The organism is Chryseobacterium oleae (genome assembly GCF_900115055.1).
Taxonomy (GTDB): Bacteria; Bacteroidota; Bacteroidia; order Flavobacteriales; family Weeksellaceae; genus Chryseobacterium; species Chryseobacterium oleae.
Genome location: NZ_FOVD01000004.1, coordinates 395,350 through 420,958, shown reverse-complemented (window position 1 = coordinate 420,958; position 25,609 = coordinate 395,350). Strand labels below are relative to the sequence as shown.

The following is a 25,609-nucleotide window of genomic DNA, read 5'->3' as shown; positions in this document are numbered from 1 at the left end:
TAAATTATGAATTTATCTTTACATAGCGTTTAAAAACAGACTGGAAGCTTCTAATGTTTTATATCAGCTTTTTGATTGTCAAACTTCATCAGCCAGTCTTCAATTTCATCCTCCAGATAAGAACTCTGAAGCATGATAGCATTGATAAAATCATCCGGCACCGGTTTGTCTGTAGAATTCTCAAGGTTCCACAATTCGTCTGCCATATTTTCATACTCGGAATACACTCTTTTGAAGCGGGAATTCTCTCTCTCAAGAGCCTCAATATTTTTTTGCTGAAGCTGGAATTTTCTGTATTTGTTTTGACTTTTCATACAAATATTGTTATAGTTTGGGTCGTGAAAATTAAGGTATTATGCGTTAGGGCGCACATTCCAAGATAGAAAAAACCATCAACACAAGAAGTTGAAAATGAATTTATTATCAGGTTATAATTACATCATTCAGAAGAATAAATTTAGAAATTATTTTGATTCAAAAAAATTATTTAACAACTTTTTTCATTGTTTAACATATGCTTATCACAATATTTTCAGCCTCCCGATTCCGGATCATCTTCAATCCCTTTTGCTTACAACGATTGTCCTGTTTATCTCCCATTTATTAAATGATCATAAAGTAATTTTAAGGTCTGTTTCAGTCATTATCACGAACTGTTCAAAGAAACATATGCCCTCTTATATAAAGTATTTCCAGCCTATCCATCACACAAAACGACACATACCACACTATTAATCAATAAAATACACTCCTTTTTAATTTTAAAATAATCTTTTATTCTTACATTATTGACATATAATTATAAATTTGCACTTTCATATATATTGAATGAGAGAATTACTAATACGCCAGAAACAGGTTTTGTTCTTCATTATAGCCGGAGGGCTCAGCGCTATTGTAGAGATTGGAAGCTTCAAGGCTTTCAGTACTTACCTGCCGCATTTTTTCTCCGGAGAAACCAATTTTCACGGCATCCACTATCCTTTGAGTAACATTTTCTCTACCAGCTGCGGAATCATCACCAATTATTTTCTGAGCATCTGGTTCGTCTTTGAAAGGGGAAAACATTCCAAAAGGAAAGAATTTGCCTATTTCATGGGCGTTTCTTTTGTATCAACGTTACTGAGTTTAGGTTTTTTCCAGATTTTCTACAGCTTTATATTTAAGGATAATATCAATTTAATTTTTTATACCTTAAGCCCGGAAATGATCAGTAAGATCGCAGCAATTGTGCTGGTTTCCATTCTGAATTATTCAGTGAAAAAGAAAGTAATTTTTAACGGTTAAGCAGTGACAAAAATTTTAAATTATCTCTGGAGATTCTGGCTGCTGCTACTGGCATTTGTCTTAACAGTTACCCTGGGAATCCCTGTCTACATTCTATCCTTTAATAAAAAGCATTACAAATACGCATACAAATTCATCCGCATCTGGTGCTTCGGGATGTTCTACGGCATGGGCCTGAGATATGATCTTACCCACCTTTCCGATCAGAAAAAAGACAAAAGTAAACCCTACGTTTTTATTTCGAATCATACTTCCATTATGGATATTATGCTTACCTGTATTCTGATGCCGGATCATCCGATCTGTTTTGTGGGCAAAAAAGAACTGGTAAAGATCCCTATTTTCGGTACCATATATAAAAGGATATGTGTAATGGTAGACCGTGGAAGCGCAAGAAGCCGTGCAGATGTCTACAGAAGATGCGCAGAGAAAATGGAAGAAGGCAACAGCATTGCTATATTTCCCGAAGGTGGCGTACCGGACGATACTTCTATTATTCTGGATGAATTCAAAGATGGGGCATTTACTTTATCTTCCAAACACAACTCCCCGATTGCCGTGTATACCTTTGTAGGGCTGAAGGAAATTTTCCCTTTCGACAGCGCAAAAGGCTATCCCGGCCGTGTAAAAGTGTATTTCAACGGAATCATGGAGCCTTCCGATTCTCCAAAAGACCTAAAAACAGAGGCTTACAAAGAAATAAAAAAAACGCTGCTGGAACACTCTATATAAAAGAAATAGTTATATTTGTTTGCGAAATTTTTAACAAACATGTCAAATTACTCTAAACAAACCAATTGGGGACAGTTTATTCCTCTGGTTACTGTGTTCTTTTTCTGGGGATTCGTTGCGGCAAGTAACGATATTCTGATCCCGGTTTTCCAAAAAGCCTTTAAATTATCCCAAACCGAAAGCATGCTCGTACAGATCTGTTTTTATGTGGCTTATACGGTGGGATCTTTAATTTATATGGCCGTTTCAAAAGGTTTGAAACAGGATTTGATCAACAAAATAGGTTATAAGAATGGCTTAATATTAGGTCTTCTTATTTCTGCGGCAGGAACTTTACTGTTCTATCCGGCAGCCAATACGGCCTCGTTTCCATTAATGATCTCCGGTCTCTTTATAGTAGGGCTCGGGTTCTCGTTACAACAGATTGTTGCCAATCCGCTGGCGATAGAAGTAGGACCTACTGAAACAGGGTCTCAAAGACTTACGATGGCTGGAGGAATCAATAATCTCGGGACAACTATCGGACCGCTTATTGTATCGTTTGCTATTTTTGGTGCCGCTTCTACTGCCAATACAGAGGCCAGCATCGAAAGTGTGAAAATTCCTTACCTGATGCTTGGAGCCGCATTTGTGCTTGTTGCCATCATGCTTAAATTCTCTTCTCTTCCAGCTATAACTCCCACCATTACGACGGATACGGACGACGCAGTTCCGGGAGACCATAAAACTTCTGCTTTCCAGTATCCTCAATTGGTAATGGGTATGATTGCCATCTTTGTTTACGTAGGTGTAGAAGTATCTACAGCCAGCAACCTTCCTGCTTATATGGAAAAAAGCCTAGGCTTTGAAACTAAAGATGTAGCTCCTTATATTTCATTATACTGGGCCTCACTGATGATCGGCCGTTGGACAGGTGCTGTAGAGGCATTTGATGTAAATGCCGGGTTTAAAAAGATCTTAAGATTTCTTGCCCCTTACCTTGCATTCGGCGTATTTCTATTGGTGAATGCCATAGCAAAGCATGACCTTTCTCCTTTCTATGTATATGGTGCCGTTATCATTGTAATGATTATCTGTGACATCATGAGTAAAGGAAACCCTGCAAGAATGCTTTTAATTTTCTCCGTGGCGGGTATTGCAGCACTTCTTACGGGAATGTCTACAACAGGGATGGTTTCGGTATACGCTTTTACCAGTGTAGGACTTTTCTGTTCTACCTTATGGCCTTGTATCTTTGCCCTTGCGATCAACGGTTTGGGAAAACATACCAATCAGGGCTCAGGATATCTGATCATGATGATTATGGGTGGTGGAATTGTAAGTTTTATTCAGGGATACATTGCAGATAAAACAAATATTCACTTCAGCTATATCGTAGGTGTTGTCTGTTTTGCTTATCTTGCATTCTATGCAGTCCGTGTAACCGGGATCTTAAAATCTCAGGGTATTGACTTGGATAAAATCTCTAAAGGCAATGGTCACTAACAGTAAAAAAACAATACATAAGAAAAGATTTTGGGCAGGTGGATTACTTGCCCAATTTCTTTTGTTCTATGCGTTCTCTAAGTCGAAAACAATGATCTCTTTTTTCGAATGGTTCTTTGAACTTCAGAAAAAGATGCATCAGTTGCTTTTCAGCTGGATTCCGTTTTCTTTCGGCGATCTTATCTATATTCTTTTGGGCGTTTTTCTTTTATATGGCCTTATACTCTGTTTTAAAAAGAAAAGCAGAAACAAGGCTCTTTTAAGGCTTCTGGCCGGCATTAACATCTTCTACTTCATCTATCAGATCTGTTGGGGTATGCTGTACTTCCAGACTCCCGTTATCAAGAAACTTTCCAGTCAGAAAGAACCGGAAATCAATAAGGCAAAGATATTAGCCCTTCGCTATCTGGAAAAATGCAAAACTACCAGGCAATCTGTAAGAGAAGATAAAAACGGAGTATTTATTATTACTGATCTGAAGACCGTACAGGCAGAAATTCTTCAGCAACAAACCAAGCTTCCCCAATATATTTCAGATAAGTATGCGCCGGAAATCAATGCTTTTAAACCCAGCCTTTTTAAGAGTGTCATGAATTTTACAGGAATACTTGGGTACTATAATCCGTTTACAGCAGAAGCACAGTATAACAGTGAACTGCCCCATACTTTCATCCCGTTTACATCAGCACATGAGAGTTCGCACCAGCTTGGTTTTGCCAGAGAACAGGAAGCCAATTTTATAGGCTATCTGATTGGTGTGAATGCAAAAAATCCGGATCTGAGATACAGCACCGAATATTTTACGTTAAAAAGTCTTTTAAGATTTATTGTTGAGGAAGATCCTGCATTTGTAAAGTCTGTGATTGTGCAATATTCTCCTGCTATGAAAAGAGATAGGCTTTATGAAAGAAGTTTTATATTCAGACATCAGGGTTGGCTGGATGACTTCTTTGGGTTTACGAATAACCTGTTTCTGAAGAGCAACCAGCAGGAAGGAGCGGTTACTTATTCTTACTTTATCGACCTTCTTCTGAACTATGAAAAGTAGTCAACAAAAAAAAGAATCGTATCAGGCGATACGATTCTAAAAACACAAATGATGAAAAAAAATTTATTACCTTGACTTGTTCCCTCATTCAAGGCGATGTAAAAGTACAATATATTTTATAAATACAAAAACATTTCCCTCCTTTTTTAAAACTTTAAGAAAACTTTATGATTTTTTAAGTTTTTTTGAGTTCATCACTGAAAATTAGAATTTTACCAAAACGAATAATTCAATAATAATTCATTATTTAAATTTAAAATTCACTATGAAAAGTGTACAAATTTAAACAATTGTTTAAGGATTGAATATTTGAATTTTTAGGTATTTTTTCAATACTAAAAATTAGAGTTATTATCTGTAAGTGGGTAAAAATGAAGAGAAAAAAAGTAAAAATATATGCATCAAAATATATCTCTATTCCGGGATCGGACGATTTTTTATATTTTAGAATTTTCAAGCTTAAAAAAATGCCAATCCTTGTTTTATATTTTCTTTAAAATAGTAAAAACTATATTCCTTTCTTGTCTTTCCAAAACTAATAGTATTTCATTTCAAAGCAGAACTTTTATCTCTTTTTATAAGCTCAGATATATTCCACGGTTAGACAAGGAGTATTCAGCCATAAACGGATCACTACATCGATCGTAATCATTCAAGATTCTACTCTTATAAAATTTTTAAACTGCATCCTTTCTGATACCGTGCGAGACCTCTAATCAGACAACTTCTTACCTCTATTTCATTACGGAATAAGCTTCATTTTCTACTAAACAATGTAAAAAATACAGTAATATTTACACATAATCAAGCATTTAACAAAAGTATATCACTAACAAAAGAAAAAAAATTTGTTTTTTTAAAACATCTGCGTATTTTAGTTAAAAATATTACTATGATTTTCGACAAACTAATTAACTATCTAAAACTCGATAAACAGGAATTTTCTTTCCAGTTCAACTCACATCCAAACTACCCTTCAGCACTGGCTTTTAGTGATACACTTAACTTTATGGGAGTAAAAAATGATGCTTATGAACTTGATAAGGAATATTGGGATGAGCTGCCTGAAGAATTTATCGCGATTGTAGATAACTCCTTTTCTCTGGTAAAGAAATCGGGAGTCAGTTATTCGGTTTATTCAGAAAAAGCAAAAACACTTAATAAGGAAGAGCTTCACCAAAAATCTACAGATTTTGTACTTCTGTTTGAAAAGACTGAAAATGCGGAAAGTAAGCTGGCTTTTAATTTCACGCCTCTTTTATATCTTGTTTTCGCCATTATCCTTGTGTATTCTTTTTTCACCCAAACCATATTCGAAGCTCTTTTCAATCTTCTTTCTCTGGCTGGTGTCTATATATCTATGGAGATTTTCAATCAAAAATTCGGGAATACTTCTACCGTGATCGGAAGTATTTGCGGAGACACTTCTGCCAAACAGGCTGCCAACTCATGTGATAAAATCATCAAACAGGATAAAACCAGTATTTTAGGCTTAAAGTTCTCCGACTTTTCACTGATCTACTTTGCAGGGCTTGCCATATTGGGACTTTTCCTTCCGGCAACTGCTTATATTGTAAAAGGATTCACGTTCGTTTCTATTCTGGCCATCGGATATTCATTATATATTCAGGCTTTTGTAGAAAAAACATTCTGTAGAGTTTGTCTTTTGATTATTTCAATTCTTGCCGGACAGCTGGCGATCAGCATTTTCTTCTTCCAGAATACATCATTCAGTATTGGAGCATTATTATTAACCGCTGTTTTATGGATTCTCGTTTTTTCTGCAGTTCTGTATTTCAGCAATATTCTTTCTCAGAAAGAAACCCTTCAGAAGTCCAATGCCAAGAATCTTAGATTTAAAAGAAATTATGAACTTTTCAAAAGCCAGCTGATGGAAAATGAAAAAATAGAATTTCAGGATACCGAAACTTTTTCATTAGGTAGTAAGGATGCTAAACTTCGTCTTTCTATCGTATCCAATCCTTACTGTGGATTCTGTAAAGACGGACATAAAATCATGGAAGGCCTTCTAGAAAAATATCCTGAGGACATTTCTGTACAGATCCGTTTCAATTATTCATCAGAAAGAGCTGACGAGAAGTATACGAAGCTACTTTCAGCATTTAACTATATCTACCACCATAAGTCTCAGAAAGATTTCCTGAACGCTGTGGAAGAATGGTTTGAAACCAGAGACGAAAACAAAATCGTTGCCTTGTCCGGATCATCTGCAGAGGAAGATCTGACACCATTTATTGAAATGACAAAAGACAACAGCAATTCCGGTCTGAACTTTACTCCTATTTTTATTTTAAACGGACACCAGTTCCCGGATAAATATGACCGTGATGATATTTGGTTTTTCGTTGATGAATTGATGGAAGATGAGGACTTACACTAAGAAAATCTTCACGAATTGAAAAATTCACTATCTTAGGAAAAAATATAAGCGTCCTCCGAAAAGCTTTGAAAGAGTAGGAAAACAGCAAACTAAATAACACTATGAAAAACTTAAAGAAAATCTCAAGAGACAATTTAAAATCTATTAAAGGAGGACTTAGAAGATGTCCGGAAAATGGAGAATGTGGTGGTGACCAATGCTGTGCCAACGGAGTCTGCAGACCTATTGCAGGAGCCGGGCCCAACACGTATTATTGCACACCACCTCCCATGATTGATTTCACGCCACAGGGTTATTAGGATTAAACTAAAAAAAGCGGGAACATTATCTCTTCCCAGCTATTAATGATCCTTTAATTTGTATCGATGTATACAATAATGGTGCATGATATAAATGAACGATATAAATTTGAATATTAATTTGAATAAGTAAAAATGTCGTCATATTTTGGCGACATTTTATAATGAATATCAATTTTGAAGAAATTTCCCTTTTATAAACAGCCGGATGCCAAAGACTGCGGCCCTACCTGCCTTAGAATAGTAAGTAAATATTACGGCAGAAGTATTTCCCTGCAGCAGATCCGTACCCTTTCTGAAACTACACGTGAAGGAAGCAGCCTTTTAGGCCTTAGCGACGCATCAGAAAACTTAGGATTCCGTTCCCTTGGAGTCCAGATCGATTTTAATACCCTTGCAGAAGAAGTTCCTTTCCCCTGCATTGTACACTGGAACAAGAACCACTTCGTTGTTGTCTACAAAATTGATAAAAATAACAAAGTCTATATTTCAGATCCAAGTTATGGGCTGATCACTTATTCCCGTGATGAATTCATCAAATTATGGATCGGGGAAAATGCCAACGAAAATACGGAAGAAGGAATTGCCCTTATTCTTGAAACGACGCCTGCATTTTTTCAGACCGAATTTGATACAGAGGAAAGTAAGGCCAGTTTCTCTTTCTTATCCAAATACCTGCTTAAGTACAAGTCTCTTGTCATACAGCTTGCGGTGGGTCTTTTGGCGGGAAGTTTACTTTCGCTTATTTTCCCATTCCTTACGCAGAGTATTGTAGACGTCGGGATACAGAATCAGGATCTCAACTTTATTTATGTGGTTCTTCTTGCCCAGATCATGCTATTTCTGGGAAGGATGGGTATTGAAGTCATCCGAAGCTGGATTCTTCTCCACTTATCTGCTAGGATCAATATTTCCATCATTTCAGATTTCTTTATCAAGCTGATGAAGCTTCCGATAAGCTTTTTCGACACGAGAATGACGGGGGACATCATGCAGAGGATTAATGACCACCATAGAATTGAGCAGCTATTGACGAGTTCTTCGTTAAACACCCTTTTCTCTTTGGTGAATCTTATTATCTTCAGTATTGTTCTTCTGTTTTATGATTACAGACTGTTTGTCGTTTATCTGATAGGCGCAGGTCTTTACATCGGATGGATCAGCTTTTTCCTTAGTAAAAGAAAGGAACTGGATTACAAAAGATTCTCTCAGGTTTCACAGGAGCAGAGTAAGGTAATCGAGTTGATCAACGGGATGCAGGAAATCAAGATGCATAACGCAGAAAAGCAAAAACGTTGGGACTGGGAATTCCTTCAGGTTAAATTATTTAAGATCAGAATCAAGTCTCTATCCCTGGAACAATGGCAGTCGGTGGGAGGAAATTTCATCAACCAGATGAAAGATATTCTGGTCAGTTTCCTTTCAGCCAAACTTGTATTAGAAGGAAATCTTACTTTAGGGATGATGCTTTCGGTGCAGTATATTATCGGGCAGCTGAACAGTCCATTGTTACAGCTTATCGATTTTATCAAGCAGACTCAGGATGCCAAGATTTCCCTTGAAAGATTGGGTGAGATTCACGATAAAGAAGACGAAGAAGACAAAAATGAGCAGTATGCAGGAGAAATTCCTCAGAAAGACATTGAAGTCAGCAACATATCATTCAGGTATATCGGGTCAGATGTTCCTGTATTTGAAGATCTCAGCCTTACAATACCTTATCAGAAAACAACAGCTATTGTTGGAGCCAGCGGAAGTGGGAAAACCACGCTTTTAAAACTTCTGATGAAATTTTACGAACCTACGGCAGGAGATATCAGATTGGGAAGCACACAGCTGAAAAGTATTTCCCCGAGATTCTGGAGAGATCATTGTGGTGTAGTGATGCAGGAAGGATATGTATTTAATGATACCATCGCCAATAATATCGCGGTAGGAGAAGATCATGTAGACAAACAGAAATTACGACGTGCCGTAGAAATTGCCAACATCAAAGATTTCATTGAAAGTCTTCCGTTAAGCTATAATACAAAGATCGGAAATGAAGGTGTAGGTGTGAGTGGTGGTCAAAAGCAGAGGCTTTTCATTGCCAGAGCCGTTTACAAATCTCCGGAATTTATCTTTTTCGATGAAGCTACTTCTGCTTTGGATGCCAATAATGAAAAAGTGATCATGGAAAATCTTGAACAGTTCTTTAAAGGTAAGACCGCTATTGTGATTGCTCACAGACTATCCACCGTAAAACATGCCGACAAAATCATCGTTCTGGATAAAGGTGTGGTAGTAGAGGAAGGTAGCCATGCCGATCTGGTGGCTTTAAAAGGAGAATACTACAGACTGGTGAAAAATCAACTCGAATTAGGTAGCTAATACCCATAAAAAAGCGTATTCCGAAAAGCTTATAGAGTAGGAAAAAAACTAAGCAACTTTTAATTATGAAAAATCTGAAAAAACTGTCGAGAAAAGAATTAATTTCTATTGACGGAGGAGCAATACTCCCTGGTACAAATTGCTGCGGATCTTGGTGTAACGGAAGCTGGGTTCCATGCAGAATCAAGCATTTTGAGTGTCCACCGGATTCAGATACCAATCCTCCATCAGACTATGACGGAAACTGTCCATTTGCTTAAATTATATTCCCTCTGAAACATGGGGGAAATTTTATCTCAGAAACATGAAAGAAGATATTCTAGACAATATTGAACTCCGCTCAGAGAGTGTTCAGGACATTCTCACCCAGCCTCCGCATTGGATGATACGCTGGGGAAACAGCGTTATATTAATTATACTCCTGCTTATCCTTGGGATGAGCTACATCATCAAGTATCCGGAATTTGTTGCTGCTCCGGTTATGGTGACATCACAAAATCCTCCTGAGAAAATAGAGGCCAGAATGAACGCGAAGATTGAAAAGATTTTCATCAAAGATCATCAGCAGGTAAAGAAAGACGATGTATTGATGGTCATGCAGTCCACGGCCAATTATAAAGACGTCCTGGAACTGAAAAAGCTGGTGGATTCTATTTCTCCTCAACAACTGCAGAGTTTCCCTATTGCCATAACATCAAGATTCAAACTTGGTGAACTGCAGGGAGATTACAACAGTTTTGCAAAAGCTTTTCAGGATGAAGAACTTTTCACAAGACTTCAGCCTTACGCGCCGGAAAATATAGCAGCCAACCAGAGTATCTCAGAATACAGGGTAAGAATTGCTACTTTAAGACAACAGAAAAGTCTGGAACTGGCAAAATATGAATTATCAAAGAAAAGTTATCAGAGATCTCAGGAACTGTTCACCCAGGGAGTGATTGCTTCCGTAGAACTTGAAAATGAAAAAATAAAATTCCTTCAGGCTCAGCAAAACCTTGAAAACCTCAATATTTCAATCTCCCAGATGGATGAAGGGATTTCCAATCTGAATAAAACGAAAAGCGGAACAGCCATTAATACAGAAAAAGACAAGATCACCTATTCTTCTCAAACTTTACAGCTTTTTGAACAGCTTCGTAAATCTTTAAAACAATGGGAGCAAAATTATCTTGTCATCTCTTCTACAGATGGAATGGCCAGTTTTCAGCAGTTTTTTGGAGAAAATCAGTTTGTAAAAATGTCAGAACCCATTGTTTCCATCCTTCCTACCAATAAGGAAAAGCTGGTGGGAAGAATGTCCGTTCCTACCGTTAATTCAGGAAAGGTTATGACGGGTCAGAAAGTATTGATTAAACTGGACAACTACCGTTTTCAGGAATATGGTATCGTGGAAGGAAAAGTTCAGAATATTTCTCTTATTCCCGATGATAAAGGAAACTATTATGTAGATATCACCCTTCCGAAAGGATTAAAAACCAGCTACAACAAAAAGCTTCCTTTTGACAAAGAACTCAGAGGAAATGCTGAGATCGTAACACAGGATCTTCGTCTTATCGAAAGATTCTTCTATCAGATCAGAAAATTATTGGGGTACCAGACTTAATACTCCTTTAAATATTATAAAACAATAAAACCGCAGCTTACAAAGACTGCGGTTTTATTTTTATGATGAGTACGAATTTAAACTGACTATGGGTCCCGTTTTACTTTTCCAGTTTAGGTTTAACCTTTAAAAATATAAAACTGTAATCCGTAGGATATTTTTGGTCTCCAACCGATGCGTTTTTGTGGCAATCCATACACTGTTTCTCCTGGATATAAGTCTCCATTGTGACATTGGCTATATTCTTCGGGGTAATCCCACCGGTCATCAGAGGAGCTTTCTTATTGTTGTCTTTATCCTTCACCGGGTTTTCCGGCCACTGTACATTCACCAGCTGATAGTATTGCCACACAGATTTAGGATTGCTGGCTTTAATCATATTCTGTATCTGCTTATTCAGCTGTTGTATTTCCGGCGAAATGGCATTGTCTGCAATACGAACGACCTGAACAGGTTTGTTTAAACTGTCCTTTCCGGGAACCGGAGACTGGTTAGGTTTGTCCGTGCTTTTAGGATCATAAAAACAATATTTCACGGAGGGATCAACCTTTCCATCTGTTGGCGCATTGTTCACATGTTCAAAAGTCATCCAGGTAAATTGAGGAGACTGATTGGTTTTTCTGATGATATGAAGACCTACCAATCCTAAATATTTCTGTGAATATTTTCCATAGATCGGCTTATTGTTCTTATCAAAACCTTCGATCTCCGGAACCATCGCCATGGATATTTTGTAAAAATTCTTCAGCGATTCCAGCTGATCTTCCGGAATGATTCGCCATGCCGCTTTGATCTCAATAGATTCCATCGGAAACCAAACCCCTTGATTTTGGGCTGCAAAGGCACTTAAGCTTCCATAATTATAAAGTTTATTATCACGTACAAAATCACTTTCAATAGTATTCATCCGGATTTCGTACCAAACGATGTTTCCGCTTTGATCGGTCAGCCATGCTCCTTTAGCCTGCATGATCTCGTCTACATTTCCTCCCAGCATTGCTTTCAGCTTAGGTTTCGGAAGACTTGCATTGATATCCGTAAACTTATTGATCTCATTGATGTACTTCATATACCCGTTTTTGCTTCTAAGATTCCATTGTGCAGGTGGTTTGGAAGCAAATACATCATCAATACTCAGGTAGCTTTCCCATACCGTAGGTTTGTAGTCTCCGGGCATCCCGTAATCAGCGGCAACCGCAGCAGTATCAGGAACTCCCCTTTGGTCTGAAGCCAACCAGTTCAATGCAAGAAAATTTTTCCAGGCAAAACAATTCATTACATTCTGAGAACTGTTCACACAGCTGGAATCTGCCGGCAGCTGATACGTTACCGATGGAGGATCACAAAAGGCGCCACAGTCGAAGTCTGCCATCTTTTGAGAAAAGCCAACTCTGGAGTTTAATTTTTTGTCCTTTTTTCCGGATTCACATGAAATTGAAATTAAACTCAATAGAAAAAAGGAAAATAATAATGTTCTCATTTCAGTATTTTTTGAACCTGTTTGATTTGCTGATCAGAAAGTAAGGTCTGGTTTGGCGTAATGTTCAGTTTTGGAAGTGAACCCGGTGCCACTACTTCAAGAACTCCCGAAATCGTATATTTTGGATCTAAAGCACTATTGTACAGCGCAAGCGGTTTCTCTCCCAACGAGGCAGCAGCATGAACGGTAATATCAATTATGAACAGCTGATTATCATTTCCAAGATCCTGATAGTCGGTCACAGATACACTGATTCCAGGGCCAAAATCAAAACCTGTTTCCCTGTTGGCATCACTGGCCAGCACAGCAATTCCACTTGTAGTGGTTCCTGCTTCAATCTGGGTAATGCATGAGGTTAAATTAGAAAAAGTATTCAGTTTGTTGTAAAGACTCGCCTGAAGCAGATTATTATCCAGAAGATACTGTACACTTGGCAGGGTAACATCCGGATCTCCTACCGGCGGATATTCCTGAGGCTTGTCATTTCCTCCCGGAATTCCTGTTCCTGCAAGCTGTACTTTAAAAACATCCGCAATCTGTGAGCCCCATTTTAAAGGCTGGCCCTGTACTTTAATATCACTTAGTTTAAATTGAGCTCCGGCCGGAACTTCAAATCTTGAATGAAGAACCATATTAAAAGGATAAAAATCAGTCCCCGGATTGGTAGCTGCCCCTCTGATAATTTTATAACAATCTTCAATAGTATATCCTTTCGCTGAATCCGGCATTGTAAACTGAGTGAAATCCGGAACCTGACCGTACAGTGCGATTGGATTGGTCAATGATATTTTCAGCTTTTTATTATACACCAGGGCATTCACATTCTGCCCGATACGGGGATCACTGTTTCTGTAGATCTGTCCGTACTGTGCAGCACAAATCAGTGTATTCGCATCGGTAATCACTTTTCCTCCAACTACTCTTAAAATAGTAGCTGCTGCTCCAAGGTAAATTTCTGCACCTAATGAATTGGGCGGGCTGGTAAGATGCACCGCTCCGCCTCCACTTTCTGTAGCCGAAGATCCGTTGTTCCATTTATTAATCGGATTATAGGCAGGCAGGCCTGTTTCTCTTACTATAACAGGATTTCCATTTTCATCCAAAAGATAGAGATCTTCTTTCTTTACATTGGGGTTATTAAGGATTTCCTGATAAAGCGAAACCACCATATCCTGAGAAACTTTCCACATATGGAACCAGTATTCCGGGTTTTCGTGGGTGAAATTTACAGCGATAATATCTCCGTTGGCATCTCTGGTCACGCTCCATTCACAGTATTCATCCTGCCAGCCTCTGGGGCCGGAAGGGCCGAACGCTTTTGTATCCGTATTAGTCGGATCACATGGATTTTTAGGAACCACCAGTTTTGTACCATATTTTTCAGTGAATGCATTCGGTCCGATATCGGCAAGTTCATGCAGCTTGTCCTGAACTTCATTAGGAAAATCCTTAGTAAACTGACCGGTAAAATAATGATTGATTCTGTTCGGGAAAGCTCCCCACTGGATTGGGACTGTATTATTTTTATTAGGAGTAACAGGTGTTACAAGAGGATTATAGTACCAGCTTCTGGGATGATCATAACTGCTTGACCATGGATTTCCCATCTGTGAATTAATGGTACAGTATTTTACGTAATTGCTCCAGGCATTTTCGATCTGATTCTTCAGATCCGGCTGGTCTTTAAAATCTATGTCAGCCTGATAGGCCGGGGTGTCAAATTGTTTCATGGTTTTAATTTTTAATGGTATGTAGTTTTAAGAATTTGAAGTAACTGCGGTAAGAATGTTCATTCTCCAATACATCAGCACCGAAAGTGCAGTGAAGATCTGTTTTCAGAAAGCACCACCAGAAAATAATTTTTCTACTGATGCTCACGTGAAAAGTAAATTATGATACTCAAAGCTAGAAATTCCTCTTTGAAATTCTTTACGTATTTCTACGCAAATTTATTTTTCAAAGTTTATACCTATTGCTAGAACCCTTTTAATAAAGACGGAATAACAACCTTAAAAATCCCATGAATGGGAAATTAGTATCAAGTCACAAAAAAAACCGCACTCAGTGCGGTTTTCTCACCCTTATTTTACATAAGTCCGGTGAAGTAGTAGAATATAGTAGAAAACAAAAATATTTAATTGAATTTCAATATATTTTTCATGTTAAGTCTGGTCTGTGCAATCATAACACGGAGCAGCTTCAAACGAAAACTGAAATGCCATCCCGGAGATCTCGGATGTTCCATATGTTCACTGATCATGATGAAAGTAACGACAATCATCGCCAGATTATGTCCGGAAGGCAGCAACATCGGGAAAAGCATCAGTGCCCATCCTGCTCCCACACACCAGACTCCGTGCATAATTCCAAACATAAATGCATCACGATCTGCCTCGGAACCGAACGCAGCAAGCGCAACGTGATCATGTCCGCGGTTCAGACATTTTTGCTTGATCGGAGAAAACTGCCATATCACAGCAATGATTCCCACTGCCAATGCAGGAATGTAAGAATTCGGTAGAAGCAGATTCAGCCCTACAATGATCGCATTCATAAAAAAGCCCATGACAATCCATACTGCTGTATATCCCAATATGAAAAGTAATGCAGACCAAAACCTGCGGCTTTTGAAACTGCGGTCATAAATATACTGTACCGGGGTAATCAGTTTTGGCAGCATCATCGCCAATACCATCAGGGTCCAGCCGATCATCAGATCAGAGACCGGATTCATCTGAAGCATCATCTGTAATGAAGCTTTGGATGGTCCTTCAAGGCTAACATGACAATGCTTTACCGTCATAATCCCGCCGGGATTAAACAGCAGAATTATCCAAAAGAAAGCACTTACCGCCAGAATCGTTATACTTATTGAATAACGGATCCTTTTCGAGGTTTTCATAGTTTCTGCTCTTCACGATAGATGCTTACGCGACCTACCGTAATTTTTTCATCAGAAGGAATCACATTATCCGGCAGGATGGTTACATCCAGAGAATTAATATCAAGCTGATTATTGATAAACAGATTGTCGATAATGTCTGTAATATTAAGAATAAAGGTAAGTCCTGTTCCACCATTGTGCCCGTCTTTATCGGAAGCATTACGCAACCCGAAAAGAGAAACATGTCCGGCAAGCTGATGATTAACAGAAACGTTCAAAATATTCGCATCTCGTGTTCCTTTGACATTTTCCAGCTGAAGATAGACCTGATCCGGTAAATTGGATACAGAGGCTTTCATCAGGCTGTTGGGTACATTCTTCCAGGAACTGCTTTCTAACTTAACGGTCGTTTTCGCTCCTGATCCGTCTATCTGAACTTGTCCGGCATTGGCACCTACAAGTTCTGAGTTGTCTCCTAAGTCCATATCTTGTTCTTGTAAATTTTCTGTTTCTACAGATTGTGCTCCTAATTTAGTCAATCTTTGGGAAAGCGTTTTCTCCACGATAGGAGCCGTTGTAGGTTCAAGATCATCATACGTATAATCAAGCTTAGCTAAACTCGTCATTTCTGCAGGCGTATACACCCAGGCTTTATTATCCGGTAAAGGCATGATGAATTCTCTTTCGCCGTAAAGTGCCGGTCCTCCTAACCACAGTGGATTAATGGGATTACTGTTCTTTACATTCCATGCAGCCCACATTCTGTCGATATTACAGTGGTGAAGATAAAAAATCGGGTCAAGTCCTGCAGAATCAGGATCAGACATTATTCCGTCATTTCCTCCTACCTGTACGTGCACCAGATTATGTGGATTACTCTCAAGGTTACCACTGGTGGCACCGTCGTGTGAAAATTTGGTTTCCGGTCCGCCATACCCTGGTTTTGACGTTGCAGAATTGCTTCCCGTATAAATGGTATTTCCCTGACAAGCTTCTGAAAGTGGTGGAATCACCACATAAACGTTTCCATCACTTTTAGGGCCATATCTTGCGGTTACATATAAAGGATTCGGGGTTTTCCCGTCAGGAAGGGTTTCCTGTGTAAATGCCGGAGGTATTTTGTACTGGTCACCTGCTCCCAGATAATTCCAGTATGGAAGTGCCCAGTCTGCCGGACCACCTAAACTGATCACCGCCTGGCGGATCTGTTCTTCAAGAGCAATAAGGTACCCACGGTGCCATGGTGCAAAATACCAGCTCTGATGCTGACACTGATTCCAGTATTTATTCATTGTATCTGTATCCGGAAGCGGACTTGTAGGAACATTCGGAGGTCCGGGAAGAACATTCCAGTTCGGAAATGTATTTCCACCCATTTGCTCACCGTGCATGGCTGCAAAAAACCACCAGCTGTTTTCATCATTTAAAGCCCAGGACTGCATAACCCCTACTGCTTTTGCATACCACAAAAGATCCGGGTTGTCAAAAGTACCATTATACTCCCAAGCATTTTTTCTTGTAAACTTTGCCATAGAATTAGTTTTTAGTTTTTATGGTTATCAATTTTCTATCAGAAGTTACTGCTCTTTACAGGCAGATTTCATGTTAACCACAAATCTAGGAACAAGGCTTGAAAAAGGATTACGTATTTATACGTAATTTATCCCATATCAGTGAAATTTAATAAACTGATTCCAGGCCAATATAAATAGTCACTTAGAAACTTAAGGATGGAATAGTCTATGGAAAAAAGAATAGATAAGTCACGTAAAACTTATCGTAAGGAATTTTTAATTCAGGATTTTAAAATAAGTAACGACGAATCACTAAAATAAAAAAGGGAAAGTAAATCTATTACTTTCCCTCTTATTGTAGCGAAGACGGGAATTGAACCCGTGACCTCAGGGTTATGAATCCTGCGCTCTAACCAACTGAGCTACCTCGCCGTTTTGGTGGTGCAAATATAGAAAATATTTGTTTACCACCAAAATTATTTTAACTTAAAATATTCCAAAACATCACCTACGTGGTCTGGTTTATTGATTATCTTATTGTTAGCATCTAAAATAAAATACGTCGGAGTTGCATGAACATTATACATATCTACGTAAGTACTGTTCCATCCTCTTAATTCCGAGTCATTGATCCATGGAAATGCAGCGATTTTCTGAGTATAGGAATTTTTATCCGTATCTAAAGACAGGCCGACAACCTGAATATTTTTCGCTTTTAAATCATTGTATTTTGCTAAAAGCTGTGGTAGCTCACTTTCACAGTGAGAACATGTTGAAGACCAGAAAATGATCACTTTTTTATCCGCTTTAACGTCATACAGTGACTTTGCAGATGTGTTTGTTGCCGACTGGAATTTCACATTAGGAAATGCAGCACCCATTTCCACATTCGCATTGGATTTTAAAGTAGTGGCAAGTCTGTCGGTAATGGTGCATTTAAGGTTTTTCGCAAGGGTCAGATACTTGGTTTTAAACTCTTCCATATCATAGGCGTCAAAGATGTCGATAAGCTCAGATAAAACAGTCTGCCCTCTTGGAGTTTCTACCTTTAAACGGTCCAAAAGTGTATCCACTGAAGCTCCAACATTCGTATTTCCTCCGGAGTTAAGATATGACACCAAAACAGGCCTTAAAAGTGATGAAGACTCAAGCATATCATTAGACTTATCCAGGAAGTTAACAATATCGTCCTGAGTCACCTTTTTTGCGGGATCTGCTGAGTTAGACAGGAATTTAGCGTAATTGGTATTATAATAAGAAATAAAAGGATGTTTGGCAGCGTCAACACCAGTGCTGGTTCCGGAAAGTCTGTCTATTTCAGTTTTCAGAGCTTTTCCGAAATCGGTATTGTCTTTATAGTATTCTTTGATCTGTGCCAATGCAGGAAGAATAAGTTCTTTTTTCTGGGAACCTTCCTGCTGCTTGCTCATAATATCATTCACTTCATCAAGATAGGCTACATCTTTGACTTTACCATTCTGAACATCCAATTTTACACTTATATTTTTATTCTCCGAAACAAAGCTTACCGCGTTATTTGAAGTAGGAAAATACACTTTCATCATCCCCATATAATGGCCTGGATACTTGAAAGTCCATGAATTATTCTTATTCTGTTCTTTGGTAACGATGATATCTTTTGAGCCGTTTAATGTATATAGAATGGCATCCTGATCTTTAAATTCGGCAGGAGCCTGGACTGTAACCGTAAACTGGGCCTGCAGAGAAAATGCAGCTAATACTGCAGATAATATATATATCTTTTTCATAGAGTAAAAATAAAAAAACTCTCTGATTAATCAGAGAGTTTAATGTTATTTTAATAAAATTTTAGGCTTTTACGCTTTTTAATTTCTTTGTATAGAATATAATAAGTGCAATGGCAACTACAGACAGCAGATAAACGTACATGTCAATAGGTGATGCAGCAGCTCCCGGTCCTACCCCTCCGGTACCACCTCCTCCCGGTACTGGTGGAACTTCGTCATCGGCCTTGACCAGAAATGTTCCGAATAAGAAAAGAGCAATTACTAGTTTATTAATAGTTTTCATAATATTTATTTTAAGATTTTAGTGTTAACGGTTTCTCCTTTATCAGAGACAATTTTTACAACATAAGAATTTTTAACAGCGCCGTTAAGCTCAATTACAAAATCCCTAGATGCATCAACTGCCTTTTTAGAGATAACCAGTTTTCCGCTCATATCATAAACTTCAATATCTGCTTTTTTCCAGTTTGGATCAAATCTAACAATGTAGTTGGTAATTTCCGGATTGTATACTACCATTGTTCTTGAAGGAACATTATTAGTATCTTTTGTACCTAACACTACATTATTTGGATCACCATAATATAAATCATAAGATGCAACAGCGTTAGGTGCAATACCTCCCTGTGTTGCCTGTTGTACAGTACCGTTGGATGCTTTATAATAGAATCCGATACCTGCAGACAGTAGGTGAGTTCCTGTAGGAACCAACTCTCCGTTTTCTCTTATTTCGAACTTGTAAGATTTAACTTTATCAGTCTTATAATTTACAAGTTTAACATTTTTTCCTTTAAAGTTATTTTCATTGGCTTCATTGATATATAGCCAATACTGTGCTGTATAGTTTGAATCATAACCACCATTTAAAGCTTCTTCAAATGTACCGATCATGTTCTCACTTGTAGCTGTAGCCTGAACCGTAGTTGCTATTGAAGTCTGGTGACCTGTAGTAGCATCAGGTGAAACTACATAATACGTTCTTGCCAATTCATTTCCGTTAGCATCTAAACCAATTACTCCAAGCTGTTTTACAGTACCATCAGTACTTTTCGCACCATTTTTGGCAGCAGTAACGCTGTAATCCGTAGCTGCAGCTCTTACCGTTTGATTAAATCTTCTAAGGGTGTTGAAGTTTAATGCCTGTGGAGCAGAAGTTCTTAATTTCAGTACGAAAGTTTGCATTGGCTTGATGATCATTCCAATATCTCCAACAGGAACTCCATTAAGAGCATAAGTCTGAATCAATGCTCCAGAACTGTATGCATTACCTTGGGATCCTACTGTTACAGTTCCCGGGTCGTATCTTACTCCCCAAAGGTTAGGAATATTATTATTATCAGTAGTTCCTCCGTTTTCAACATATCCGATTTTTGACAAATCAAGATTCGTTAAGAAAGGATTTCCAAACTGATAAATATTCTTACCGTAAGTGTTTGCCCATGGTGTTATCGATACTTCGAACTGATCCTGAAGGTAGGTGTTGTATCTTTCGTTGTAGGCATTAAGAGCACTTCCTCCTGCATTGAAACTAACATTCCCTCCATTCTGAAGAGATACATTACTAGCCAATGTTGTATAAGGACGGCCATTAACGGTACGAAGTGCGCTGCTTGTGTCCAGATTATTATTGGCTGATCCCAGCATATAATATCCGGTAGCATCACTTGTAGGAGTAGTCAAATCTGTAAAATCAGCAACAGCACCAGTGTTGTTCCATTTTAAGATTTCGTTTTTACTTCTTCTTACTGTTCCGAATGTTTTACCAAGTTCAGTGGATAATGTGTTCAAGACTTTACCAGAGAAAGGCATTGCTACCTGCTGATAAAAATCCCCATTACCATGTTTCTTGGTTCTGAATTCTTTACTTACGATTCCAGTAATCTGTGCCTGGCTTAAGCCATCAACATATAACTGTCCATAAGTAGATGCGTCGTCGGTATTCCCGGGAGTATTAAGTCTTAAAATAATATTTCCGCCATCGGTTTTATCTCCACCAGCAGCGTCTATTGTTTTAAAAGCATCTCCGGCTGTACCTACAACCATGACGTTTCCGTGCACATCCAAAAGGCCATTACCTTTCGTCTGCACACCTCCACCACTATAAACAAGGGTGCCTTCGCTCACATACATATTAGCATTAGTGTCAACGTGACATAGTACCTGCGCCTGAACAGAGTAACTAATTGCTAAAAGACCTATAGCAAATAAACTTTTTCTCATTGTATAAATTATTTGTGTGTTAATACAATCTTCACCCGCAAAGGTAAGATTTTTTTTTAAAGAAAAAAAAATATTTTATTTATTAACAAAAATATTATCCTCTGTTAATATGATTTCTTTCTCCTCTCCTATTGAAAACATATAGTCCTCCAGAACTTTTTCAGTTGTTCCTCTTAAGCCTCTGGCTCCCAATCCTTTTTCAATGGTTTCTTCTACTATCTTTTCGACAGCGCCGTCTGTAAATACCAAATTCGTGCCATCCATTTTGAACAGTTCTATAAACTGATTGATGATCGAATTTTTGGGTTCTTTCATGATTCTTACCATGGTCTCTTTATCCAGTTTATCCAGGTAGGTAATGATCGGGAATCTACCTAAAAGTTCAGGAATTAATCCGAAAGTACGAAGGTCAATAGCATTGATATTTGTCAATACATATTTTTCTTCGTCCGTATTATTTATTTTTTCAGAACTGAAACCAATGGCTTGCTTGTTCATTCTTCTTTCGATGATATCTTTGATTCCGTCAAAGGCACCACCGGCAATAAACAGGATGTTCTGAGTATTCACCTGGATGTATTTCTGATCCGGGTGTTTTCTTCCTCCCTGAGGCGGAACATTGACAATACTCCCTTCAAGAAGTTTCAGTAATCCCTGTTGCACTCCTTCTCCGGAAACATCTCTTGTAATGCTTGGATTGTCAGATTTTCTTGCAATTTTATCGATCTCGTCAATAAATACAATTCCTCTTTCTGCCTTTTCCACATCATAATCAGCCACCATCAGAAGTCTTGAAAGGATACTTTCCACATCTTCTCCCACATAACCTGCTTCTGTAAGAATGGTAGCATCTACGATACAGAAAGGAACGTTAAGCTCTCTGGCAATTGTTTTTGCCAGAAGAGTTTTTCCTGTACCGGTTTCGCCTATCATGATGATATTTGATTTTTCAAGTTCTACTTCTCTGTTCTCATCCTGAGCGTGAAGCAGTCTTTTATAATGATTGTATACCGCGATCGAAAGCTGCTTTTTTGCCTGATCCTGCCCAATAACATATTGGTTCAGGAATTCTTTGATCTCTTTCGGTTTTTTAAGTTCGTCTATACTTTCTGCCGGAGAAGTCCCCGCTTTAGAAACGCTGTCTTTTACAATAACGTGCGCCTGTTCGATGCAGTTTTCACAAATAAAGCCGCTCTGCCCGGAAATAAGCATCTGTACTTCATTTCTTTTTCTGCCGCAGAAAGAACATTGGTTTGAATTCATACTATATAATAAGGTTAAAGAAAATCGTAAAAAATTTCTTTTTTACGATTTTATGCTTTTAAGAAATAATGGAGTTTTGAATCTCTCTATATTCTTCGTCTGTTAGTTTCAGTCTTTCATTTTTGAAGTTCATGTCTTCCACTTTGTTTAAGGGAATGAGGTGGATATGGGCATGAGGAACTTCAAGTCCTACTACAGCTACTCCCACTCTTACGCAGGGCACTGCATTTTTAATCTTTTTGGCGACTTGCTGGGCAAATCCCCAAAGGTTTTTATATTCTTCACTGTCCAGATCAAATATCAGATCTACTTCTTTCTTGGGAACTACCAGTGTATGTCCTTTCACTAAAGGCATTGCGTCCAGGAATGCGATAAAGTTATCATCCTCGGCAATAGTATAAGAGGGAATATCGCCATTAATGATTTTTGTGAATATACTGCTCATAAGGTAGAAGTTAGAGGTTAGATTTTAGAGATTTGATTCCGGATATCGTACTTAGATTATAGGGAAATATCTAATACTTCGAAAGACAGTTTGTTTCCGTTTGGTAATGTAATGTCAGCTGTTTCGCCGATTACTTTTCCAAGCAATCCTTTTGCAATAGGTGTATTTACAGAAATTCTTCCTGTTTTAAGGTCACTCTCATTATCCGGTACTAATGTAAACACCTGCTCCTGGTTGGTAACATTGTTTTTAAGTTTTACCGTAGTAAGGATAGAAACCTTTGAAGTATCTAATTGACTTTCATCTATGATCTTGGAAGTTGCGATAATATCTTTCAGCTTTGAAATTCTCATTTCAAGCATACCCTGAGCTTCTTTAGCCGCATCATATTCAGCATTTTCAGACAAATCTCCTTTATCTCTTGCTTCTGCGATCTGCATGGTAATTTTTGGTCTTTCCACAGTTTCTAACTGTTCCAGCTCAGCTTTCATTTTCTCTTGTCCCTCCTTTGTTACATAGCTTGCCATAATTTTCAAAATTTAGGTTTGGTATAAAAAAATAATCCGACATTTGCCGGACAATGTATTACGTGTTATATCGTTTAACTTTTACAAATATATAAAAATTTAAATTGAAATGAAAAAAACTTTTTCAATCCTTTCTATTTTAACGATGCTGATTTTCAGTATTTTAACTATAAACTCATGCGGAAGCAGAGAAGACACCGTGAGCTGTTTTCCCAGCAACCCTATCAATGTAACTTTAAATCTGAACCTGCCTGCTTACTACAATCTGACTTATGACGGAGGCTGGATTTACGTAAACGAGCAGCAGTCCGGAACAAGAGGACTGATCATAGTGCGTGTGGGAGAAAACTTTAAAGTCTATGACAGGAATGCACCACATCTATGCCCCGACAGCAACACCACCCTAGAAGTAAAAGACAATATCAGCATTCTATGTCCTAAGGATAACACCAAATGGATTCTGAGAACTGGCGAGCCGCAGTCTGGTTCACCGACTTCTCTTCCACCTAAAACCTATCTTAATAATTATGATCCTGCTACTAAAAATTTAAATATTTATTACTAAAATGAAGATTGTTATACAGAGAGTTTCGGAGGCTAGTGTAAAAGTGGACGGAAAAATTGTCGGGGAAATCGGGAAAGGACTGATGCTGCTGACCGGCATTGATGAAAATGATGAAAAAGCAGATGCAGACTGGCTGGTTCAAAAGATTTTAAACCTCAGGATTTTCGGTGATGAAGATGATAAACTTAATCTTTCTGTTAAAGATATTTCAGGAGAAATTCTTTGTATCAGCCAATTCACTCTGATCGCGGATTACAAAAAAGGCAATCGCCCTTCTTTCATCAAAGCTGCAAAACCGGATAAAGCCATTCCACTTTTTGATTATTTCAAAGAAGAAATCGCTAAATCAGGACTGAAAACCGAAAGCGGTATTTTCGGAGCGGATATGAAAGTCTCTCTTATCAATGATGGTCCGGTGACGATTGTCATGGATTCCATCACAAAAAGCTGATCATTCAGAAAGAAAATATTTACAGCTACAGCTCCGTTTCGCTAACCTTAAGATTAAAAAAACACCTTATTCATGCATCTTCGTTTTAAATTAATATCCGGACTTTTATTCATTTTCAGTATTCAGATGCCCTGTTTTGCTCAGAGCCGTGAGGAACTTTTAAAATCAAAATTAGATTCTGCGTTTTCAGAACTTTTCAAAGCAGACGAACCGGGCGGTGCTATTCTGATCCAGCAGGGAAATAAGGTTTTGTATGAAAATTCTTTCGGGCTGGCTGATCTGAAGACTAAGGAAAAATTCACAACAAAAACAGTCGCGAACCTTGGTTCTATTACTAAAACTTTTGTCTCCTATGGTATTCTGATGCTTCAGGACCGACATAAGCTTTCAACAGATGACAACCTGCTGAAATTTTTTCCGGATTTTAAGAATAAGGATATTGCTTCTAAAATTAAACTCCGCCATGTTCTTACTCACAGTTCCGGGCTTCCGGATCTCAGACATGTGGAGAAAGACAGCATCTTTTACCTGACCGCAAAGGATGAGGAGAATTTCAGACCTCTAAAATCTGCAGACTCACTGGAATTTGAACCGGGAACAAAATTCAAATATTCGAATCCTGCCTATAACGGACTGGCGCTGGTGATTGAAAAAACGAGTGGCATGAAATGGCAGCGTTTCATCGGTGAAAATATCTTCAAGTCTGCCGGAATGAAGAGCAGCCGTATTACAGACGGAAGCTATCCTGAAAAAAATGTAGCCCACGGTTATATCCTGAAAGATAAAGTATACACGGAATACGACTATGGTGAATACCCTACTTTTACTGCTGCCGGAAACGGAGGGGTCTGGAGCTCCATTGAAGATCTGAAAAAATACATTACAGCTATTAATCAGTGTAAGTTTACCAACTGTTCTGTTATTGAAGCATCTAAAACGCTTTATAAGCCGGAACAGTGGAATGGCAAAAAACCGGTTTACCACACCGGAACCTGGTTTGTACACAAAGGTTTTTACGCCGATACCCCAACAGAAGAGAATGTAAAAGTCATAGAGCATTCCGGTGATCAGGGAGGTTTTAAATCCCACCTCATCATGATTCCTGAAAAAAACATTTCTATTGTCTGGCTGACAAATAATAATAAATTCATTACCGGTCATATCCGGAGACTCCTTCTTAAAATGAATTATATCAACTAAATCTTCTTATCAATAGTTTGTCATTAATTGAATACGCATATTCTTTTGACATTAATTTAATTTCAC

23 protein-coding genes and 1 tRNA gene are annotated in these 25,609 nt (G+C 38.2%); 12 read left to right on the top strand and 12 right to left on the bottom strand.

Going from position 1 to position 25,609, the window contains the following annotated elements:
• Nucleotides 1-50: 50 nt before the first annotated feature.
• On the bottom strand, nt 51-314 hold the full coding sequence (locus BM143_RS15605) for a hypothetical protein (RefSeq protein ID WP_034725705.1): 264 nt from the start codon (nt 312-314) through the stop codon (nt 51-53).
• Between the two features lie 514 nt (nt 315-828).
• Between BM143_RS15605 and BM143_RS15600 the strand changes: the two genes are divergently transcribed.
• From BM143_RS15600 to BM143_RS15560, 9 genes are all read left to right on the top strand, one after another.
• Nucleotides 829-1,287, top strand: coding sequence for a GtrA family protein (locus BM143_RS15600; protein WP_034725707.1), 459 nt, complete (start codon nt 829-831; stop codon nt 1,285-1,287).
• Nucleotides 1,288-1,290: 3 nt separating this feature from the next.
• On the top strand, nt 1,291-2,019 hold the full coding sequence (locus tag BM143_RS15595) for a lysophospholipid acyltransferase family protein (protein ID WP_081873919.1): 729 nt from the start codon (nt 1,291-1,293) through the stop codon (nt 2,017-2,019).
• 39 nt (nt 2,020-2,058) lie between these two features.
• Nucleotides 2,059-3,504 carry an MFS transporter gene (locus tag BM143_RS15590; RefSeq protein WP_090025380.1) on the top strand — a complete coding sequence of 482 codons (1,446 nt, stop codon included), beginning with the start codon at nt 2,059-2,061 and terminating at the stop codon, nt 3,502-3,504.
• 91 nt (nt 3,505-3,595) lie between these two features.
• On the top strand, nt 3,596-4,552 hold the full coding sequence (locus tag BM143_RS15585) for a DUF3810 domain-containing protein (protein ID WP_228430855.1): 957 nt from the start codon (nt 3,596-3,598) through the stop codon (nt 4,550-4,552).
• An 892-nt stretch (nt 4,553-5,444) separates the two neighbouring features.
• Nucleotides 5,445-6,953 carry a vitamin K epoxide reductase family protein gene (locus BM143_RS15580; RefSeq protein WP_090025377.1) on the top strand — a complete coding sequence of 503 codons (1,509 nt, stop codon included), beginning with the start codon at nt 5,445-5,447 and terminating at the stop codon, nt 6,951-6,953.
• Nucleotides 6,954-7,054: 101 nt separating this feature from the next.
• The gene (locus BM143_RS15575) at nt 7,055-7,252 is read left to right on the top strand and encodes a bacteriocin-like protein (protein ID WP_090025376.1); all 198 of its coding nucleotides are present in this window, start codon (nt 7,055-7,057) and stop codon (nt 7,250-7,252) included.
• Nucleotides 7,253-7,429: 177 nt separating this feature from the next.
• On the top strand, nt 7,430-9,622 hold the full coding sequence (locus BM143_RS15570; protein WP_047454528.1) for a peptidase domain-containing ABC transporter: 2,193 nt from the start codon (nt 7,430-7,432) through the stop codon (nt 9,620-9,622).
• A 65-nt stretch (nt 9,623-9,687) separates the two neighbouring features.
• On the top strand, nt 9,688-9,882 hold the full coding sequence (locus BM143_RS15565) for a bacteriocin-like protein (protein ID WP_081987471.1): 195 nt from the start codon (nt 9,688-9,690) through the stop codon (nt 9,880-9,882).
• A 44-nt stretch (nt 9,883-9,926) separates the two neighbouring features.
• A complete protein-coding gene (locus tag BM143_RS15560) occupies nt 9,927-11,225 on the top strand; it encodes an HlyD family secretion protein (RefSeq protein WP_090025374.1) in 1,299 nt (432 codons plus the stop codon).
• A 100-nt stretch (nt 11,226-11,325) separates the two neighbouring features.
• Here BM143_RS15560 and BM143_RS15555 read toward each other — a convergent pair whose 3' ends face one another.
• The 11 genes from BM143_RS15555 to greA all read right to left on the bottom strand — a co-directional run bounded on the left by BM143_RS15555 (nt 11,326) and on the right by greA (nt 23,327).
• On the bottom strand, nt 11,326-12,705 hold the full coding sequence (locus BM143_RS15555; protein ID WP_090025373.1) for a hypothetical protein: 1,380 nt from the start codon (nt 12,703-12,705) through the stop codon (nt 11,326-11,328).
• Nucleotides 12,702-14,435, bottom strand: coding sequence for a hypothetical protein (locus BM143_RS15550; protein WP_090025371.1), 1,734 nt, complete (start codon nt 14,433-14,435; stop codon nt 12,702-12,704). Before BM143_RS15550 ends, BM143_RS15555 begins: the two co-directional genes overlap by 4 nt.
• 404 nt (nt 14,436-14,839) lie before the next feature.
• A complete protein-coding gene (locus tag BM143_RS15545; RefSeq protein ID WP_090025369.1) occupies nt 14,840-15,607 on the bottom strand; it encodes a copper chaperone in 768 nt (255 codons plus the stop codon).
• On the bottom strand, nt 15,604-17,121 hold the full coding sequence (locus BM143_RS15540) for a tyrosinase family protein (RefSeq protein WP_090025367.1): 1,518 nt from the start codon (nt 17,119-17,121) through the stop codon (nt 15,604-15,606). The genes BM143_RS15545 and BM143_RS15540 overlap by 4 nt, the downstream gene beginning before the upstream one ends.
• A gap of 340 nt (nt 17,122-17,461) precedes the next feature.
• Nucleotides 17,462-17,535, bottom strand: a tRNA-Met gene (locus tag BM143_RS15535).
• Between the two features lie 44 nt (nt 17,536-17,579).
• Complete coding sequence (locus BM143_RS15530; protein WP_090025366.1) at nt 17,580-18,872, bottom strand: peroxiredoxin family protein; 1,293 nt, start codon at nt 18,870-18,872, stop codon at nt 17,580-17,582.
• Nucleotides 18,873-18,933: 61 nt separating this feature from the next.
• Nucleotides 18,934-19,155 carry a signal peptidase gene (locus tag BM143_RS15525; RefSeq protein ID WP_090025364.1) on the bottom strand — a complete coding sequence of 74 codons (222 nt, stop codon included), beginning with the start codon at nt 19,153-19,155 and terminating at the stop codon, nt 18,934-18,936.
• A gap of 5 nt (nt 19,156-19,160) precedes the next feature.
• Nucleotides 19,161-21,092 (bottom strand): T9SS type A sorting domain-containing protein, encoded by a 1,932-nt coding sequence (locus BM143_RS15520; RefSeq protein WP_090025362.1) that lies wholly within the window; start codon nt 21,090-21,092, stop codon nt 19,161-19,163.
• 75 nt (nt 21,093-21,167) lie between these two features.
• The gene (clpX, locus tag BM143_RS15515; protein WP_090025361.1) at nt 21,168-22,355 is read right to left on the bottom strand and encodes an ATP-dependent Clp protease ATP-binding subunit ClpX; all 1,188 of its coding nucleotides are present in this window, start codon (nt 22,353-22,355) and stop codon (nt 21,168-21,170) included.
• 58 nt (nt 22,356-22,413) lie between these two features.
• Complete coding sequence (locus BM143_RS15510; protein WP_090025359.1) at nt 22,414-22,800, bottom strand: HIT family protein; 387 nt, start codon at nt 22,798-22,800, stop codon at nt 22,414-22,416.
• A 56-nt stretch (nt 22,801-22,856) separates the two neighbouring features.
• Complete coding sequence (gene greA / locus BM143_RS15505) at nt 22,857-23,327, bottom strand: transcription elongation factor GreA (RefSeq protein ID WP_047454511.1); 471 nt, start codon at nt 23,325-23,327, stop codon at nt 22,857-22,859.
• 109 nt (nt 23,328-23,436) lie between these two features.
• Between greA and BM143_RS15500 the strand changes: the two genes are divergently transcribed.
• The 3 genes from BM143_RS15500 (at nt 23,437) to BM143_RS15490 (ending at nt 25,543) form a co-directional block, all read left to right on the top strand.
• On the top strand, nt 23,437-23,892 hold the full coding sequence (locus tag BM143_RS15500; protein ID WP_090025358.1) for a hypothetical protein: 456 nt from the start codon (nt 23,437-23,439) through the stop codon (nt 23,890-23,892).
• Nucleotide 23,893: 1 nt separating this feature from the next.
• Complete coding sequence (dtd, locus tag BM143_RS15495) at nt 23,894-24,343, top strand: D-aminoacyl-tRNA deacylase (RefSeq protein WP_034725727.1); 450 nt, start codon at nt 23,894-23,896, stop codon at nt 24,341-24,343.
• Between the two features lie 72 nt (nt 24,344-24,415).
• Nucleotides 24,416-25,543, top strand: coding sequence for a serine hydrolase domain-containing protein (locus BM143_RS15490; RefSeq protein WP_228430853.1), 1,128 nt, complete (start codon nt 24,416-24,418; stop codon nt 25,541-25,543).
• Nucleotides 25,544-25,609 lie beyond the last annotated feature (66 nt).